This window comes from Parasphingorhabdus sp. SCSIO 66989 (assembly GCF_032852305.1).
GTDB lineage: Bacteria > Pseudomonadota > Alphaproteobacteria > Sphingomonadales > Sphingomonadaceae > Alterisphingorhabdus > Alterisphingorhabdus coralli.
In genome coordinates this window covers 787,351-803,555 of sequence record NZ_CP136594.1, presented here as the reverse complement: position 1 = coordinate 803,555, position 16,205 = coordinate 787,351, and the positions used below count along the sequence as shown (strand labels likewise).

The 16,205-nt window shown below is 58.2% G+C and carries 18 protein-coding genes; 4 read left to right on the top strand and 14 right to left on the bottom strand.

What is annotated here, in order from left to right; translation table 11 throughout:
- Nucleotides 1-30: 30 nt before the first annotated feature.
- From nikE to RB602_RS03665, 4 genes are all read right to left on the bottom strand, one after another.
- Nucleotides 31-1,575 (bottom strand): nickel ABC transporter ATP-binding protein NikE, encoded by a 1,545-nt coding sequence (nikE, locus tag RB602_RS03680; RefSeq protein ID WP_317083054.1) that lies wholly within the window; start codon nucleotides 1,573-1,575, stop codon nucleotides 31-33.
- Nucleotides 1,572-2,351: an ABC transporter permease gene (locus RB602_RS03675; protein WP_317083053.1), complete on the bottom strand. Its 780-nt coding sequence runs from the start codon at nucleotides 2,349-2,351 to the stop codon at nucleotides 1,572-1,574. The genes nikE and RB602_RS03675 overlap by 4 nt, the downstream gene beginning before the upstream one ends.
- A 61-nt stretch (nucleotides 2,352-2,412) precedes the next feature.
- Nucleotides 2,413-2,802, bottom strand: coding sequence for a GxxExxY protein (locus RB602_RS03670; RefSeq protein ID WP_317083051.1), 390 nt, complete (start codon nucleotides 2,800-2,802; stop codon nucleotides 2,413-2,415).
- Between the two features lie 50 nt (nucleotides 2,803-2,852).
- Nucleotides 2,853-3,767, bottom strand: a complete 915-nt coding sequence (locus RB602_RS03665; RefSeq protein ID WP_317083049.1) for an ABC transporter permease — start codon at nucleotides 3,765-3,767, stop codon at nucleotides 2,853-2,855.
- Between the two features lie 77 nt (nucleotides 3,768-3,844).
- Between RB602_RS03665 and RB602_RS03660 the strand changes: the two genes are divergently transcribed.
- A complete protein-coding gene (locus tag RB602_RS03660) occupies nucleotides 3,845-4,213 on the top strand; it encodes a DMT family transporter (RefSeq protein ID WP_317083047.1) in 369 nt (122 codons plus the stop codon).
- Here RB602_RS03660 and RB602_RS03655 read toward each other — a convergent pair.
- On the bottom strand, nucleotides 4,206-4,835 hold the full coding sequence (locus tag RB602_RS03655) for an exopolysaccharide biosynthesis protein (RefSeq protein WP_317083045.1): 630 nt from the start codon (nucleotides 4,833-4,835) through the stop codon (nucleotides 4,206-4,208). The genes RB602_RS03660 and RB602_RS03655 overlap by 8 nt on opposite strands.
- A gap of 41 nt (nucleotides 4,836-4,876) precedes the next feature.
- On the bottom strand, nucleotides 4,877-5,746 hold the full coding sequence (locus tag RB602_RS03650) for a 3-hydroxyacyl-CoA dehydrogenase NAD-binding domain-containing protein (RefSeq protein WP_317083043.1): 870 nt from the start codon (nucleotides 5,744-5,746) through the stop codon (nucleotides 4,877-4,879).
- 102 nt (nucleotides 5,747-5,848) lie between these two features.
- Between RB602_RS03650 and RB602_RS03645 the strand changes: the two genes are divergently transcribed.
- A complete protein-coding gene (locus tag RB602_RS03645) occupies nucleotides 5,849-6,949 on the top strand; it encodes a DUF1176 domain-containing protein (RefSeq protein WP_317083041.1) in 1,101 nt (366 codons plus the stop codon).
- 199 nt (nucleotides 6,950-7,148) lie between these two features.
- On the opposite strand, the gene egtD is transcribed toward RB602_RS03645, so the two are convergent.
- The 5 genes from egtD to gluQRS all read right to left on the bottom strand — a co-directional run bounded on the left by egtD (nucleotide 7,149) and on the right by gluQRS (nucleotide 11,362).
- A complete protein-coding gene (gene egtD, locus RB602_RS03640) occupies nucleotides 7,149-8,144 on the bottom strand; it encodes an L-histidine N(alpha)-methyltransferase (RefSeq protein ID WP_406568389.1) in 996 nt (331 codons plus the stop codon).
- A 45-nt stretch (nucleotides 8,145-8,189) separates the two neighbouring features.
- Nucleotides 8,190-9,494 (bottom strand): ergothioneine biosynthesis protein EgtB, encoded by a 1,305-nt coding sequence (gene egtB, locus RB602_RS03635; protein ID WP_317083039.1) that lies wholly within the window; start codon nucleotides 9,492-9,494, stop codon nucleotides 8,190-8,192.
- A gap of 64 nt (nucleotides 9,495-9,558) precedes the next feature.
- A complete protein-coding gene (locus RB602_RS03630; protein ID WP_317083037.1) occupies nucleotides 9,559-10,143 on the bottom strand; it encodes a cob(I)yrinic acid a,c-diamide adenosyltransferase in 585 nt (194 codons plus the stop codon).
- A gap of 42 nt (nucleotides 10,144-10,185) precedes the next feature.
- Nucleotides 10,186-10,407, bottom strand: coding sequence for an HIG1 domain-containing protein (locus RB602_RS03625; protein ID WP_317083035.1), 222 nt, complete (start codon nucleotides 10,405-10,407; stop codon nucleotides 10,186-10,188).
- Nucleotides 10,408-10,417: 10 nt separating this feature from the next.
- Nucleotides 10,418-11,362, bottom strand: a complete 945-nt coding sequence (gene gluQRS / locus RB602_RS03620; RefSeq protein ID WP_317083033.1) for a tRNA glutamyl-Q(34) synthetase GluQRS — start codon at nucleotides 11,360-11,362, stop codon at nucleotides 10,418-10,420.
- Nucleotides 11,363-11,636: 274 nt separating this feature from the next.
- On the opposite strand from gluQRS, the gene RB602_RS03615 reads away from it, so the two are divergent.
- Both RB602_RS03615 and RB602_RS03610 read left to right on the top strand, forming a co-directional pair.
- On the top strand, nucleotides 11,637-12,239 hold the full coding sequence (locus tag RB602_RS03615; protein WP_317083031.1) for an HNH endonuclease: 603 nt from the start codon (nucleotides 11,637-11,639) through the stop codon (nucleotides 12,237-12,239).
- A gap of 59 nt (nucleotides 12,240-12,298) precedes the next feature.
- Nucleotides 12,299-12,724: a thiol-disulfide oxidoreductase DCC family protein gene (locus RB602_RS03610; RefSeq protein ID WP_317083029.1), complete on the top strand. Its 426-nt coding sequence runs from the start codon at nucleotides 12,299-12,301 to the stop codon at nucleotides 12,722-12,724.
- A gap of 9 nt (nucleotides 12,725-12,733) precedes the next feature.
- Here RB602_RS03610 and RB602_RS03605 read toward each other — a convergent pair whose 3' ends face one another.
- The 3 genes from RB602_RS03605 to RB602_RS03595 form a co-directional block, all read right to left on the bottom strand.
- The gene (locus RB602_RS03605; protein WP_317083028.1) at nucleotides 12,734-13,465 is read right to left on the bottom strand and encodes a GNAT family N-acetyltransferase; all 732 of its coding nucleotides are present in this window, start codon (nucleotides 13,463-13,465) and stop codon (nucleotides 12,734-12,736) included.
- A 95-nt stretch (nucleotides 13,466-13,560) separates the two neighbouring features.
- The gene (gene phbB, locus RB602_RS03600; protein ID WP_317083026.1) at nucleotides 13,561-14,283 is read right to left on the bottom strand and encodes an acetoacetyl-CoA reductase; all 723 of its coding nucleotides are present in this window, start codon (nucleotides 14,281-14,283) and stop codon (nucleotides 13,561-13,563) included.
- Between the two features lie 198 nt (nucleotides 14,284-14,481).
- Nucleotides 14,482-16,017 carry a Do family serine endopeptidase gene (locus tag RB602_RS03595; protein WP_317083024.1) on the bottom strand — a complete coding sequence of 512 codons (1,536 nt, stop codon included), beginning with the start codon at nucleotides 16,015-16,017 and terminating at the stop codon, nucleotides 14,482-14,484.
- Between the last annotated feature and the right edge of the window lie 188 nt (nucleotides 16,018-16,205).

The window sequence follows — 16,205 nt, the reverse complement described above, 5'->3', positions numbered from 1 at the left end:
AATATCGAACATAGCAAGCGGCAAATGGTGTCAGGCGCTGGCCGTAACCAGCGCTTTCGCCGCCTCGCTCAAAGGGCGGCGTACCAGATCATCAGATGCGGCATTTTCGACAATGCGCCCCTGATCGAGCACCGCGATGCGATGGCAAAGCCGCCATGCCAGCGCGATATCATGGGTAATAAACAGCATCGCCAATTGCTGCTCATCGCGCAGTTTTGCCAATAAGGTCATAATCTGGTCGGCAATCACCGGATCGAGCGCCGAGGTCGCTTCGTCCAGCACCAGTAGGGCCGGCTCGCTCACCAAAGCGCGGGCAATACCGACGCGCTGCGCCTGACCGCCGGACAGCTCACGCGGTTTCCGGTCCACGAGTGCCGGGTCTAGCTCCACTGCTTGCATCGCTTTTTTCACCCTGCCCATACGCTCCCAATATTCGATATCTGGACGCAAATGGGTTAGCGGCTCGGCGATAGTACGGCTGATCGGCCAGCGTGGATCGAGACTGGCGAGCGGGTCCTGAAACACTGGCTGGATAATGCGGCGCCGTTCCTTGCTGCGCTTCGCACTAAGCACAGCGCCCTCCAATATCATCGTGCCTCCCGGAACTGGTCCTAAGCCCGCCACAGCGCGGGCAATGGTCGATTTGCCCGAGCCCGAACCACCCACCAGCGCCAGCGCTTCGCCGCGCGCAAGCGTGAAGCTAGCACCTTTGACCGCGTCAAAAGGTTTGCTGAAAAGACCGGGTGTTGGAAAACGAACATCCAGATCGCGCACCTCCAGCAGCGGTGCACCTGTCTCCGGGCGCGGCGGCTGGGTCTCCCCGATCCGGGGCACAGCGGCTATCAGCTTTTGCGCATAGGGCTGCTCTGGCGCATGCAATATAGCACTTGCTTCGCCCTGTTCGACACACTGCCCATGTTGCAGCACCACAATCCGGTCCGCATGGTCCTCGAGCATCGCCAGATCATGCGTCACCAGCAACAAGGCCATATCGCGCTCGCGGCAGCGGGCAGTGAGCAGCGACAATATCGAAGCGCGCAATGGCGCATCCAGCGCAGAGGTCGGCTCATCAGCGACCAGCAAAGACGGGCGATGCGCCAGTGCACAGGCGATCATCAGCCGCTGGCGCTGGCCACCCGAAAGCTGATGCGGATAGCGCCCCAGAAGCGCGGCATCGTCCAGTCCAACCTCTGCGAGCAGCTCCAGCATGGTGGCATCATCGGGCGGCGTTGCACCGGGACGTTGCAAAAAGCACTCAACCAGATGTGCCCGCACCGTGAGATGCGCGGTCAGCGCTGTTAGCGGTTGTTGAAATACAAAGCCAACCTGCTCGGCACGCAGCTTTGTCTGCTCCTTATCGGACAGTGCAGCCAAAGACTGCCCGTCCAAATTCACCGTGCCCGTCATCTCAGCCGGACCAAGACCAAAAGGCGTAAGCGCGCTCAGCGTCTTGCCGGAGCCGGATTCTCCGATCAGCGCTACACATTCACCGCGTGCGACCGAAAGACTCAGGCCGTCAACAAAGCGGTGACCGCCAATATCCGCACCGAAATTGTCATAGACCAGATGCGTCATGCAAACCGGTCCCGCAGCCGGTCGCCGATCAGGGTCAGCGCCACCAGCAGCGTCACCATGATGCCGCCGGGCAGCAACAGCGCCATGGGCTGGATATCCATCACCTCGGCACCGTCCTTGATCAACATACCGAGCGACACCAGCGGCTCCTGCACCCCAAGGCCAAGGAACGACAGAAAGCTCTCTATCATCACCAGTTGTGGCAGGGTCAGCACGAGATAGGCAAAGGCAATACCGGCAATATTCGGCAATATGTGCCGCGCCAATATAGTGATCGCCGGAGCACCGGCGGCACGTGCGGCGAGGACATAGGGTCGGTTTTTGAGCGCCAGCACCTGCCCACGCACAATCCGCGCCATGGTCAGCCACTCGACCAGCCCGATGCCGACAAAAACAAGGATGATCGAGCGCCCAAAAACAACCATGAGAATGATGACGACAAACATGAACGGTAAAGCAAACAGGCCATCGACTATCCGCATCATCAGCTCATCAGTGCGCCCGCCAATCCATCCAGCCAGCGCACCCCAGACCACGCCGATGACCAGCGATACCAGAGCGGCTGTCAGTGCTACCGCGAGCGTAATCCGCGTCGCCACCGCCAACCGCGCCAACACATCGCGCCCGACATCATCTGTACCAAGAATATGGCTGTTCACCCCGGCAACGGCGCTGACATGGTCCCAGTCAATACTGGCATGGTCCCATGGCGAAAGCATCGGCGCGAGAACGGCGAACACGACGATCATTGCAACAAGGATGATCGCGATACGCATCAGTTTGCGCGTTCCATCGTTTCATAAAAGCCACAAAGGGAAAAAGGAAAAAAGAGGCGCATTAGCGGCTCACCCTTTCATTCATAATACGCTTTATGCCTTCCTTGAAAGTAGCAGCACCGAAATTGATAAGTAGGCCAAGAGGCATGTTCAGCAGTCGTATATAGGTCAGGCATTGCTTGATATGCACGGGAGACCATTTCTCAAGTGACTTGATCTCAACCAATAACGCATCATTGACAATCAGATCGGCGCGGAAAGCGTTGTCATATTTCTTGCCGTCCAGAAGGACGGCGATTGGTTTTTGTGTTTCCACCTTAAGATTCTGTGCCCTCAAGCGGTCCGCTAGGACCGCTTCATAAACATGTTCAAGAAGCCCGGGCCCAATATCGCGATGCAGATGATACGCCTGATCAATCACGACGGCGGCAAGTGCTTCAGGATCTCTCATCTATATACCCTTTTATGCTTTTTCTCTTTGTGGCTTTTATGAAACAGAATTCATCCCCGAGCCCTCGGATCGAGCACCGCGTACAGAATATCCGCAATCAGATTGAACACGATAATCAGCACCGCATAGATCAGAACCACCGCCATTATCAGCGGATAGTCACGGTTGAGCGCGCCCTGGACGAAATATCGGCCCAGCCCGGGCAGGCCGAACACCGTCTCGATCACCACCGCGCCGGTGAGCAGGCCCGCAGCGGCGGGGCCAAGATAGCTGACCACCGGGATCAGCGCCGGGCGTAGGGCATGGCGGGTGAGCATCTGCAGGCGCGATAGGCCGCGGGCGCGGGCGGTGCGGATATGGTCCTGCTGCCAGATATCCGCGAGCGCGGCCCGCACAAGACGCGCTATGACACCGGCAACGGGTAAGGCCAGCGCAATGACGGGCAATATCCAATGGGTCAGGCCACCACTGCCGCCCACGGGCAACAGCGCCAGCCAGACGCCGAAGATCAGAGCCAGCAGCGGCCCGGTGACGAACGTCGGCAGCGCTGTCAGCAAAGTAGCGCTGAGCATCAGTACATTATCCACCCAGCCACCGGGATTAAGCGCCGCGCGCAGCCCCATGGCGAGCCCCAATGCCAGCGCCAATACGATCGCCGCGCCGCCAAGCATCAGCGACACCGGCAACCCCTGTGCCACCAGCTCGGTGACGGTGAAATCGCGATAGACGAGGCTCGGACCGAAATCGCCCTGCAACACCCGGCCAAACCAGCCGGTCATTTGCTGCCAGAGCGGTTGATCGAGGCCATAGCTCGCCTCTAGCGCCGCGCGCGTTGCCTCATCCAGCGGCCGCTCACCATCAAATGGGCCACCCGGCGCAAAACGCATCAGCAGGAACGACACCAACAAAATACTTAGCAGCGTCGGGATAGCGGTGAGAGCACGATTGACAATCAGGCGGAGCATGATGGAGTGATGCAATAGGGTTGAGGTGAGGTCACGCAAAAAATCTGTACAGCGCAGATCACAAGGAGAAACACCTCATGAAAATCAATCCCTGGCTGTTGCTCGGTATCGCTATTGTGTTTGAGATTATTGGCACCAGCCTGCTCAAACTGTCCGATGGTTTCACCCGTGTCTTTATCGGGATCATCGCCGTGGCGATGTACGGCGTTTCCACCTGGATGCTATCGATCACCTTAACCCAGATTCCTGTCGCTATTTCCTATGCCATCTGGTCCGGGGTTGGGATTTTGGCAATCACGCTGATTGGCTTTGTCGCCTTTAAGCAGAACCTCGGCGGGATGCAGATTCTGTGCATCGCCCTGATCGCCATTGGCGCGATCGGCCTCAATCTGACAACACAGACAGAAACCCCAGACATTGCTGCTTCGCAAACGGGCTCTAGCTGAAAAAGCCGACAATAACCCGCAGCGCGCCGGGCATCAGAAAGAAGAAGATCACGCCTGAGGCCAATGTCGCGATAACCATCAAAACGCCATCGCGCGCCATTACCGCCAGACCGAATAGCGCCACCGCTGATGCAGGCACAGCGACGGCAAAAGGAAGCAATTCCAGCGGAGGCATCAACAAAGCGAGCAGCAGGCAGATACCCGCAGCGATCCTGCGTCCGGCCGGTCCCGTCGCCCAGTCCCAGCGCTGGCCGATCAGCGCGTCAATCTTGCGCAGCCATGAGCCGCCACGCTCACGCGTCGCCGCGACCAGCTTGCGCGACACCCCCTTATTCTTCAGCCATTTCGGCACCCAGGGATGTTTCGCCCCGAATAGCATCTGCGCGGAGGTGAGGCCGATCAGCGCCCCCATTGTGGTTGGGATCAAGGGCACTCCCCCCAAAGGCGGCAGCAAAGCCACCAGCGCAAATAATAGCAGCAAAGGCCCAAAACCACGACTGGAAAACACAGCCAGCAGGTCGCCAATAGAGATTTTCTCATTATCCCCGCCAGCACTCAGCGCCTGATCGAGCATATCGGAAATGGCGTGGCCTTGCGCCTTGTCTGTGGGATTATCCTTCATCCGCCATATCAGCCTGATTGTCGTCTCACCGCATCAAAAAATTAGCGCGTCGGCACCGGAGCATCGCCGGAATAATCGTAAAAGCCGCGCTTGGTCTTGCGGCCGAGCCAGCCGGCCTCGACATATTTCACCAACAGCGGCGCGGCGCGATATTTGGGGTCGCCGGTGCTGGAATAGAGCACATTGGTGATGTGCAGACAGGTATCCAGCCCGATAAAGTCCGCCAGCGTCAATGGGCCCATAGGGTGATTAAGGCCCATGGTGATGGCGGCATCAATATCGGGGATGCTGGCGACGCCCTCGCCCAGCGCGAAACACGCTTCATTGAGCATCGGCAGCAATATACGGTTGACGATAAAGCCCGGTGCATCATTGGCGTGCACCACCTTTTTGCCGATGGCGGCGGCATAGCTTTCCACTTTCTCCACCGTCTCGTCCGAGGTCGCAAGACCACGGATAACCTCGATCAGTCCCATGACCGGTACCGGATTGAAGAAATGCACCCCGACAAAACGCGCCGCATCGGGTGTTGCCTGCGCCATGCGGGTGATCGGGATAGAGGAGGTATTGCTCGCCAGCACCGCCTTATGGCCGAGGACCTTCCCAACTTCATCAAAGATAGCGCGCTTTACATCTTCGCGCTCTGTGGCGGCTTCGATGATCAGCTCGGCAGAGGCCATCGGCTCATAGCTGCCAACGGGCGTGATACGATCCATCGCAACGCTCGCCGCCTGCTCTTCCATTTTGCCTTTTTCCACCGCGCGCGCGAGCATTTTGCCAATATAGGCCTTGGCGCATTCGGCGATGCTGATCTCACGATCAGACAGCAGCACCTGATAGCCTGCCTGGGCACTTACCTGTGCTATGCCCGCGCCCATTTGCCCGGCACCAATCACCGCAATACTGCTCATATCTGTCTCCATTATTGCCGTGTGGGGAAGCGAGTCACGGCCAGTGTTACAATTGTTTCGCAGGGACTAGCCGATTGTTCTGCCCCGCGCTAGAACGACTCTATGATGAGGATGGCTTTTCTTGCTGTGACCGCGATTTGCGCCCTGTTTGCGCCGCTGCATATGGCCGCAGCGCAGGAAGAGGCGGACGCGCCCAAGCCGGGTCTCCATCGTGGCTATGGTGACTGGCATCTGGCCTGTGACAATGTCTATAGTTGTGAGGCCAACAGCCTCGCATCAGACTTTCAACTCGAACAAGGCGCTACCCTGCGCATCCAGCGTCAGGCCGGACAGGTTGGCTATTTTCGCGTCATGGTGCTGGCGCGCGACCCGGAGGTAAAACGCGTCGCGCTGCTGGTCGATGGTCGCCAGCGCATTGAGGGGGAGGTCGACAAGGACGGGCGCTTTGTGGTCCCACCGGGCCAAAGCATGACCATTGCCCGCGCATTGGCCAGAGGCAAGCGAGCCAGCGTGATTGATACGACGCTGGTAACGCCGCAAAAGGTGATTGCCGAGATTTCGCTGAAGGGCTCTTTCGCCGCAATGCGCGCGATGGACAAGCAGCATGGCCGCAGCTGGACCAGCGATGCGATTGCCGAACGCGGTCGGCGTAGCTATCGCGGCACAGCCGAGCGCCTGCCGATTGTGCCACAAATGGCCCCGGCGGATTTTGAAGACCTGCCCAGTAAAAAGGCAATGGCGCGCCTCGCCGAAGAGTCTGGATGCACTGAACAGCGCAATGAGAATACCGGCTTTACCGAACAAGCCCATCCCCTGCAGGAAACCGATGCGGAATATATTGCGCTGGTCACCGTGCCATGCGGCTATGGCGCCTATAATACCAGCGAGAAGCCGTTTATCGCCCGCCGCGCCAAGGATGCTGATGACGATGACTTGTGGCGGTTCGCACTGGCGAAATTTGACTATCATCCGGCCTGGAGCGAGAATCCGGAGCGCACATTGTTGGTCAACAGCTATTATGCCGCTGAAGACGGGATTTTGGGAAGCTTTGCCAAAGGCCGGGGCCTAGGCGATTGCGGCAGTGGCGAAAGCTATGTCTGGGACGGGCAGATGTTCCGTCTGTTCGAGGCCAGCGCTATGGATGAATGTCGCGGCGTCTGGGAATGGCCCACCATCTGGCGCGCCTATGTGCAGCGGCGATGAGATCCATTCTTATCGGAAGCCTTACTATAAGCCCTGCCCGTTTTTCGTCGGCCCCGCGTAGACGGGGCCAGGGCTTTTGAAGACTCACGCAAAGACGCAAAGCGTCTCCGCTTGCGGAAGCTCTTCGTGCCTTTGTGGCTTTGTGCGAAACTATAGCCTTGGCCCGGCCTGCGCGGGGCCGACATTATATAACTATGTCCTAAGGCGCGCTTTGATAGGGTTTGGCTTCGGCCAGTATCAGTGCAAACCAGTCCTTTGGATCAGTCCATTCAGCCACCGTCACCCAGCCACCGGCGCGTAGCATTAGCCGGGCATCGCGCGGGCCGTATTTATGGCTGTTCTCGGTGTGGATCGTCTCGCCTTTGGCCATGGTGAACCCTTCACCTGCGACTTCAAATGCGATATCGTTCAGCGCTTCAAGATGCATCTCGATCCGCGCATAATTATCATTCCACCGCGCCTCATGGCGGAAGCTTTGCACCGGAATAGTGCCGTCCAACTCGCTATTGATCCGGCGCAGCAGATTATAGTTGAATTCGGCCGTCACCCCAGCGCTGTCGTCATAAGCGGGGACCAGAACGTCGGGTGACTTGATACGATCAATACCGATGAGCAGATAGGCCCCGGTGCCCAGCGTATTGCGCATCGAACGCAGCAGATCGACCGAGGTGCGTGGCACCATATTGCCGATGGTCGAGCCGGGGAAAAAGCCCAGCCGTCTTTGCCCGGCAGCACCTTCAGGCAGCACCAGATCGCCCATAAAATCGCCTTCGAGCGGCAGCACATTGATAGCAGGGAAATCGCTGGCCAGCGCCTCGGCAGACTGGCGCAGAAAGTCGCCGCTGATATCAATCGGCACATAGCTCACAGGCGCGACCGCGCGCAGCAGATGCGGCGTTTTGGTGGAGGAGCCGGAACCAAATTCGACGACACAGCCGCCCTTGCCGGTTATCTCCGCCACATCGGGGCAGCGTTGTTCAAGCAGCGCGGTCTCGGTGCGGGTGGGGTAATATTCGGGCAGTTCGGTAATCGCCTCGAACAGCTCTGAGCCTGCCTGATCATAAAGCCAGCGCGCCGGAATAGCGCGGCGTTCGGGCGTGCGGAAACAGGCCATAACCGCCTCGTAAAAGCCCGGATCGACATTGTCAGGCAGAGCATAGGATGCGGTTTCGCTAGCGCTGGAAGATATGGACATAATGCTCCTGAATATGGGGATTATTCGTGCGGGAGAAAAACGACCTCAGATATCGCGGGCGAGCCTGAGGCCGGTAAATTGCCAGCGCTGATGCGGGTAGAAGAAGTTGCGATAGCTGGCCCGCATATGGCCACGCGGCGTGGCGCAACTGCCGCCTTTGAGTACGAACTGACCGCTCATAAACTTGCCATTATATTCGCCGACCGCACCTTCAGCCGAACGGAAGCGTGGATAGGGGCGATAGGCGCTGCCGGTCCATTCCCAGACCGAACCGAAAGGCGCGGTCATCTCGGTGTCGCTATCCGGCATGATGGCATGCACTGGTCCCGCAGCATCGAGTTGCTGGCCCGCATTCCTATCCTGATCGCGCATGGCATATTCCCACTCGCCCTCGGTCGGCAGCCGCGCGCCTTCCCATTGACCAGCCGCCCAGCTGGCAAAGGCATCGGCTTCATACAGGCTGATATGGGTAACAGGCGCATCGTCATCCAAAGGCTGAAGCCCGGTCAGGGTAAAATGCTGCCAATCCTTGTCGGCGTGCTGCCAATAAAGCGGTGCTTCGATTTCATTCTCTTTTACCCAGGCCCAGCCATCAGAGAGCCAGTGGCGATGATCGCTATAGCCGCCATCGGCGATAAAGGCGCGCCATTCGCCATTAGTAACCGGGCGCGAGGCAATGGCAAAAGGTGCAAGCAACTGGCCATGTTGCGGCCCTTCGCAATCAAAGGCGAAACCATCCTGCTCGGCATCATGGCCGATAGCGACGCGACCGCCCTGCTCTTCGCACCACTGCAGCGGCGCCGGGATACTGGTTTGCCCGTCATTTTCCCACATTGCCGGGAAGCACGGGTTTTGCGCAAACATATGTTTGATATCGGTGATCAGCAGCTCCTGATGCTGCTGCTCATGGTTGAGGCCCAGCGTCACCAGATCGCGCACCGCGGGATCATCCGATGCCAACACCGTCTCCATCGCGGTATCGACATGCGCGCGATAGTCGCGCACCTGATCCAGCGTCGGACGTGTAATCATGCCACGCTGGGGCCGGGCGTGGCGTGCCCCCTCAGCCTCATAATAGCTGTTGAACAGAAAGGCGAAATCATCATCAAAAGCACGATAGCCGGGCAGATGATCGCGCAGCAAAAAGGTCTCGAAGAACCAGCTCGTATGCGCCAAATGCCATTTGGCAGGCGAGGCATCTTCCATTGACTGCACCGTGGCATCGGCATCGCTCAGCGGTTCGGTCAGGGCATTGGTAAGACGACGGACCCGCTGATACTGGGCAACAGGGTCAGTCTGCTGCGCCGCATTATCGGCCACCAGTTTCAGCTTCGTACTCTGCGCCGGCATGGTCTTTCCCTTTCGTGGCCAGGCTGTTTACGCCTTTTGGCCCATCTGTGTCAGCGCCCGATTGTCAGCGCGATGCCCCGGGAACCCAGAGCGGATCGCCGCCACTGGCCTTATTGATATAGCGGGCCAGAACGAAAAGAAAGTCTGAAAGCCGGTTGATATATTGTGCGGCGAATGGATTCACCGCCTGCTCATCGGCAAGCGCAACGATCTTCCGCTCCGCCCGTCGCGCGGTTGCTCGAGCCACATGGCTTGCCGCTGCCGCATGGCTGCCACCCGGCAGGATGAAGCTGGTCAGCGGCTCAAGCTGGTCATTGATCCGGTCAATCTCCTGCTCCAGCCATTGCACCTGCGCCGAAACCATGCGCAGCGCCATATCCGATGGCTCGAAATCGTCGCCCGGCGTGGCGATGTCGGCACCCAGGTCAAAAAGGTCATTCTGGATGCGCCGCAATGCTTTAAGCGTCTCGGGATCAAAGCTTTCCGCTTGCCCGATCTCGACCAATGCTACCCCGATCAGGCTGTTGAGTTCGTCGACATCGCCAATCGCTTCCACCCGCACTTCGGATTTGCCGATGCGCGATCCATCGGCCAGACCAGTGGTGCCATCATCGCCGGTGCGGGTATAAATTTTGTTGAGTTTGACCATGTTGCGCGTCTTTCTTTGGGGAGGGGAAACGCGTGATATGGCTTATTGCGCGAACAGCATCAACAGCACAAGCGCGCCAATCGCCATCGCCTGATATTTGACGCGGGCAAACATCATCTTATTCTGCATCTCATGGCTGCGGGTGATGCCGGGATTTTCCAGATCTTCCTTGGTCATCTGCAGAAACGCGACAAGGCCGCGGATCAGCGAGAAAACGACAAAACCGGCCAGAATGATGAAAGCGATGATAAACACATAGGTCATGCCGAACTATTTAGGCACTTTGCAGCCGAATGCCAGCGGGAAAACGGTGATTTGTGAGATCATCGCGCAGTTGCTCGGCGCTCATCCCGCCCTGCCGTAGCGCTTGCAGCGTTAGCGAGCCGTGCGATTTGGAGAGCTTGCGCCCAGTTTCATCGATCAACAACACATGGTGATGGTAAACCGGTTCAGGCAAATCCAGAGCTGCCTGCAACAGCCGGTGCACATGGGTCGCCAGCCACAAATCCTGTCCGCGTACAATATGGCTGATGTGGCCATCGGCATCGTCGACCACCACGGCGAGATGATAGCTTGCGGGACGGTCGCGGCTGGCAAGCAGTATATCACCAAGCAGTTCCGGCTGTGCCTGATACTCAGCGCCGGAAAAATCCCGCCATGTCAAAGGTCCGACGCGGTCCATCGCTGCATGATGGTTGAGGCGCCAGCCAAAAGGCTCGGTCTCGGCGCGCGCCGTCGCCTTTTCAGGGTCAAGATCGCGGCAGGTTCCTGGATAGATCGGCCCTTCCGGTCCCATCTTGGTAGCCGCCGCCTGTACCTCTTTGCGGGTACAGAAACAGCGATAGGCCAGACCCTCCGCCGCCAATTGCGCAATTACCTCTGCATAGCGATCCAGTCGATCCGACTGCACCACCAGATTATCCCAATGAAAGCCGAGCCAGCGCAGATCATCGAGCATCGCTTCGGTGAACTCCGGCTTGCACCGGGTCGCATCAATATCCTCGATCCGTAGCGTAACCCTCGCGCCAAGACGCTTGGCCTCGGCCTCAACCGCAAGCGCCGCATAGGCATGGCCAATATGCAGATGGCCGGTTGGACTGGGGGCAAAACGGGTGCGCATGGTCATCGCTCGCGATTCAACCTGCGGTATGTCATGCGCCGTCTTGTCCCCATATTTTGTGACATAAGGGGTTGACCTGAACGCGGCAACACGATTCATTGGGCCATATCAACGTCATAAGCATGTCATCATTTTGAGGTTAAGAGTGCAGCCATGATGCTGGAGCGGATTGAAAACAGGGTAAGATCAGCCGAGCGAATATCGTTCGACTATCGCCTTGCGCCCAGTAGTCCCGCGCTGCCACGGCCCGAGCACAGCATGGAGCCTATGGCCAAGCGCAAGCCTATATACCGCGTAAAGAAACGCGCCATGATGTCCGCCTTGCGGGCATTTTTTTTGCCCCTTACAACGACCATCAGAGGATAAGAGATTTATGTATTACAGCGACCTGATTGACCGCGCCATTGCCGAGAAGCACAGCGATGCTGCGCGTCACCCGGACAGTTGCCCGGCGCTGGTGCTCAATGCGGATTATACACCGCTAAGCTATTATCCGCTCAGCCTGTGGCCATGGCAAACCGCGATCAAGGCGGTGTTTCTCGACCGGGTGGACATCGTTTCGAGCTATGAGCGCGAGGTGCACAGCCCCAATCTCGACATGAAAATCCCGTCGGTGATTGCGCTGAAGCAATATGTGAAGCCGTCCGAATATCCGGCCTTTACCCGGTTCAACCTGTTCCTGCGCGACAAATTTACCTGCCAATATTGCGGCGCGACGGAAAATCTCACCTTTGACCATGTCGTCCCACGCCGTCTCGGCGGCAAGACAACCTGGCAGAATGTCGCCACCGCCTGCTCGCCCTGCAATATGAAAAAGGGCGGACGCACCCCGGAACAAGCGCATATGCGGCTGATGTCGCCGCCGATCCGCCCAACCAATTGGCAGTTACAGGAACGCGGCCGCGCCTTCCCGCCCAACTATCTCCACGAAACATGGCGCGACTGGCTCTATTGGGATGTTGAGCTGGAGGCATAAGCAGAACGCCTTTCGACAGCGCCATTGGCAGACGGTTCTGGCCGCGTCATAATGGCGGTATGAATGCACAGCCCGAAACACCGGTTATTCCCGATGCGCCGATAATCGTGTTTGATGCGATGTGTGTGCTGTGCAGCTCCAATGCGCAGTTCATCCTGAAATATGACAGGAAGCAGTATTTCTTTCTGGCATCGATGCAGGAAGCCGTGGGCGAGGCGCTGTACCGGCGCAATGGCATTGATCCGAATAACCCGGAAACGCTGATTGTCGTCGATGGCGATAAGGTGCTGCGGAACAGCGATGCGGTTCTGGAAATCTATACCCGGATTGGTTGGCCATGGAAGATAATGGGACTCTTCCGTCTGGTGCCGAGAGCATTACGCGATCCTGTATATCGCCTGATCGCCCGCAACCGTTATCGTCTATTTGGCCAGCGGGATAGCTGTTGGCTGCCAACGCCCGAGCAAAAGGCGCGGGTACTATAGCGTGCACGATTAGGCTAACTCCATCTCCATGGCGAAGCGCCGCAGTGCTTCGCTGCCGATAGCCACCTCTTCCTCAGCCGTGACCGTAAAGCCCATAGCGGCGAAAGCGGGTTGAGCGGCGAGGCTGGCATGGACAGTGAGCCGCGTCTGCCCAGCGCCGAGAGCGTAGGCGGCAATGCGATCGTAGAGCCTGCGGAAAAGTCCCATGCCACGCGCTTCACCGCGGATATAGGCAAAGTCGATATAGCCGTGCCGCGGGTCGTCCTGCGGCTCAAGGCTCACAAAGCCGATGATCGTACCAGTCTCATCCTCGGCAGTGACGATATGCTGCTTTGCGAGACGCGCATCCCAGTCGCTGCCCTTGCGTGGTTCAGGCATCCAGGCAAACCGCTGCGCTGGACTATAGGGGCTGGGTTCCGCATGCACCGCATCATATACAAGCTGGCCGAGCGCGGCATAGTCCTTTGGCCCGGCAATGCGGAACTGGATCGCTGATCCCGACATAGCGGTATCTCCCTGGGCCATCAGCCAGATACGAATGGCACTCGCCAGCCCCGGCGGAGTCTCGGCCTGCATCCGCTCCAGGTCAATTTCTCCGACCAGTGCGGCGACTGGAACCTTACGCGCCGCTGCCGCTGCTTTGAGCTTATCCCAGAACATAGGTTCCAGACTGATCGAGGTGGCATGGCCGGAAAGCGTGATGCTGCGCTTGATTGGCGGGTGATAGGGGGTCTGAGTCATTTTCCCTAATGCCATTTGTGTCGAGCGTAGTCGAGACACGGCTCGCCACTAGCCCCGGCCTCTCGACTTCGCTCGAGGCGAACGGAAATTATGGGTCAATACATATGCTGGCCACCATTGATCGACAGGGTCGATCCGGTGACAAAATCCGCATCATCCGAGGTCAGGAAGGTCACCCCGCGGGCAATCTCTTCCGCCTGCCCGAGACGCCCGACAGGAATCTGCGCCACAATCTTCTCCATCACCTTTTCCGGGATGCTGGAGAGCATCTCGGTGGCGATATAGCCGGGCGCAATCGCATTGGCGGTGACGCCATAGCGTGCGCCTTCCATCGCCAGCGATTTGGTGAAGCCGTGAATGCCCGATTTGGCGGCGGCATAGTTGACCTGCCCGATCTGGCCACCCTGGCCATTGACCGAACCGATATTGACGATCCGGCCCCAGCCCCGGGTGCGCATGCCGGGGAACACGCCCTTGGCCATGTTGAAACAACCGGTGAGGTCAACGCGGATCACCTCGTCCCATTGCTCCCATGACATTTTCATCATCGTTGCATCGCGGGTGATACCCGCATTGTTGACGAGAATATCAATGTCACCATGGTCAGCGTTGATTTTCTCCACCGCGTCCATGCAGCTGTCAAAATCGCCGACATCCCATTTCTGGGTCGCAATGCCGGTACGATCAGTAAACGCCTCGGCAGCCGCATCATTGCCGCCATAGCTGGCGACAACCGTGCGCCCCTGATTCTTCAGCGCGACGCTGATCGCCTCGCCAATACCGCGTGTGCCGCCGGTTACAATTGCTACTCTGCTCATTAATTCTCTCTCCTGCATGGCTGCCTTGGGGGCTGCCGATAATTTTGCTGGAGACTATAAATCCTGCCGCCGAGTCACAAGTTGACGTGAACGGAAGTTGATGCAGTTTTATACCAATTCATGGCCAAGCATTAGACAACAAGAAGGGCGGCCCATGGGACCACCCTTTTTGCTCTTAGGTACTAAATGCCTGCTGACTTAGTTGTCGCTGAAGCGCACCGGGATAAAGGCAGGCTGCCCGCCACGACGTTGCACGCGCAACAGAACTGCGTCGCGTCCCTCTGAACGCGCGGAGTCTACTGCTGCTGTAAAGGCCTCTGGTGATCTGGTATCAGCGCCATTGGCCGACAGGATCACATCACCGCGCCGCAGACGTTTGCGCGCTGCATCGCTGTTACGATCAACCGCAGCGATCACTACGCCATCAACGTCCTGCGCGACACCAATTTGCCGCTTGATACCCGGTGTCAGCTCGACAACAGCGATGCCCAGCGCCTCATCGGCTGCAGCTTCATCCTGTTCCGGGTCTTCCTCGGTGAAATCCTCATCGGGGACACCAAAGGCAGCGGCCATATCTTCCGGTGCCGGGCGCTCGCCCACTGTTGCGCGCACTGTCTTGCGGCTACCATTGCGGATCAGCTCGATCGGTACGGTTGTTCCCGGAGTGATATTGGCGACAATGAAGGACAAAGTCTGCTCTGGGCTGACTTCCTTGCCGTCGACGCTGACCACCACATCGCCTGCCTCAATTCCCGCTTTGTCCGCGGGGCCATCTTCCTGAACGCTCTGGATAAACTCGCCGCGATTCTTCGGCAGGCCAAGCGAATCGGCAAAGTCCTCATTCAACTGGGCGATCTGCACCCCGATAAAGCCGCGCTCGACGGCCTCGCCGCGCTTCAGCGTATCGACAATCGGCTTGGCCACTTCCGCGGGTATAGCAAAACCAATGCCGACATTGCCGCCGGTGGGTGAGATGATCGCATTGTTGATGCCGATGACATTGCCCTGAAGGTCAAACATCGGACCACCCGAGTTACCGCTGTTAATCGACGCATCAGTCTGCAGATAGCGGTCATAGGCACCGCCCTGCCCGGTGTTGCGATAGACCGCAGAGATAATCCCCGAAGTGACTGTGCCGCCCAAGCCAAAGGGGTTGCCAATGGCAATCACCCAATCGCCAACACGCGTCTGGGTCGAGTCACCAAATTGCACAAACGGAAATGGATCATCGCCTTCAATCTTGAGAACGGCGAGATCGGATTCCTGATCGCGACCTACCAGCTCGGCATCATATTCGGTGCCGTCGGGCATGGTCACAGTGATCGAATCCACCGTGGCATTGCGCCGGTCATTGGAAACAACATGGTTGTTGGTAACGACATAGCCGTCCGCCGAGACAATAAAGCCGGAGCCCAGTGACTGAGCCGGACGAACCTGTTCTCCGCCACCTTCACGACCGCGACGATTGCCGAAGAAATCGGCAAAAGGCGTGCCGGCAAAGGGGTTACGGCTGCGCACGCGGATGCTTTGCTTGGTCGAGATATTGACCACCGCAGGCTGTAGCTGCTCGGTCAGGTCGGCAAAACTGCCCGGGGCACCTGCCGCCGGGACGATGGCCCGCATCGACTGTTCATCATTCTGCGCAACCTGCGCTCCCAAAGGCTGCCCGGTCGCCAGAACCACGGTGCTCCCGGTCAAGAGCAGGGCTGCTGTCACTCCATAAGCATAACGCACAATATGTTTTCCTCTCTTCAGCGCCCGGCCAACCTGTCAAAAAGCGTTCAGCAAAAGCGCATGGTTTACAAATGTCATCACTTCTTTTGCGCCGGTTTGCTGAACGCGGTTTGAATAAACCAACGCTCAGCTTTATCGGCGGGCCGGGGTTTTCCGCCAAAGGCGCAAATGCATCGACAAAATGCACC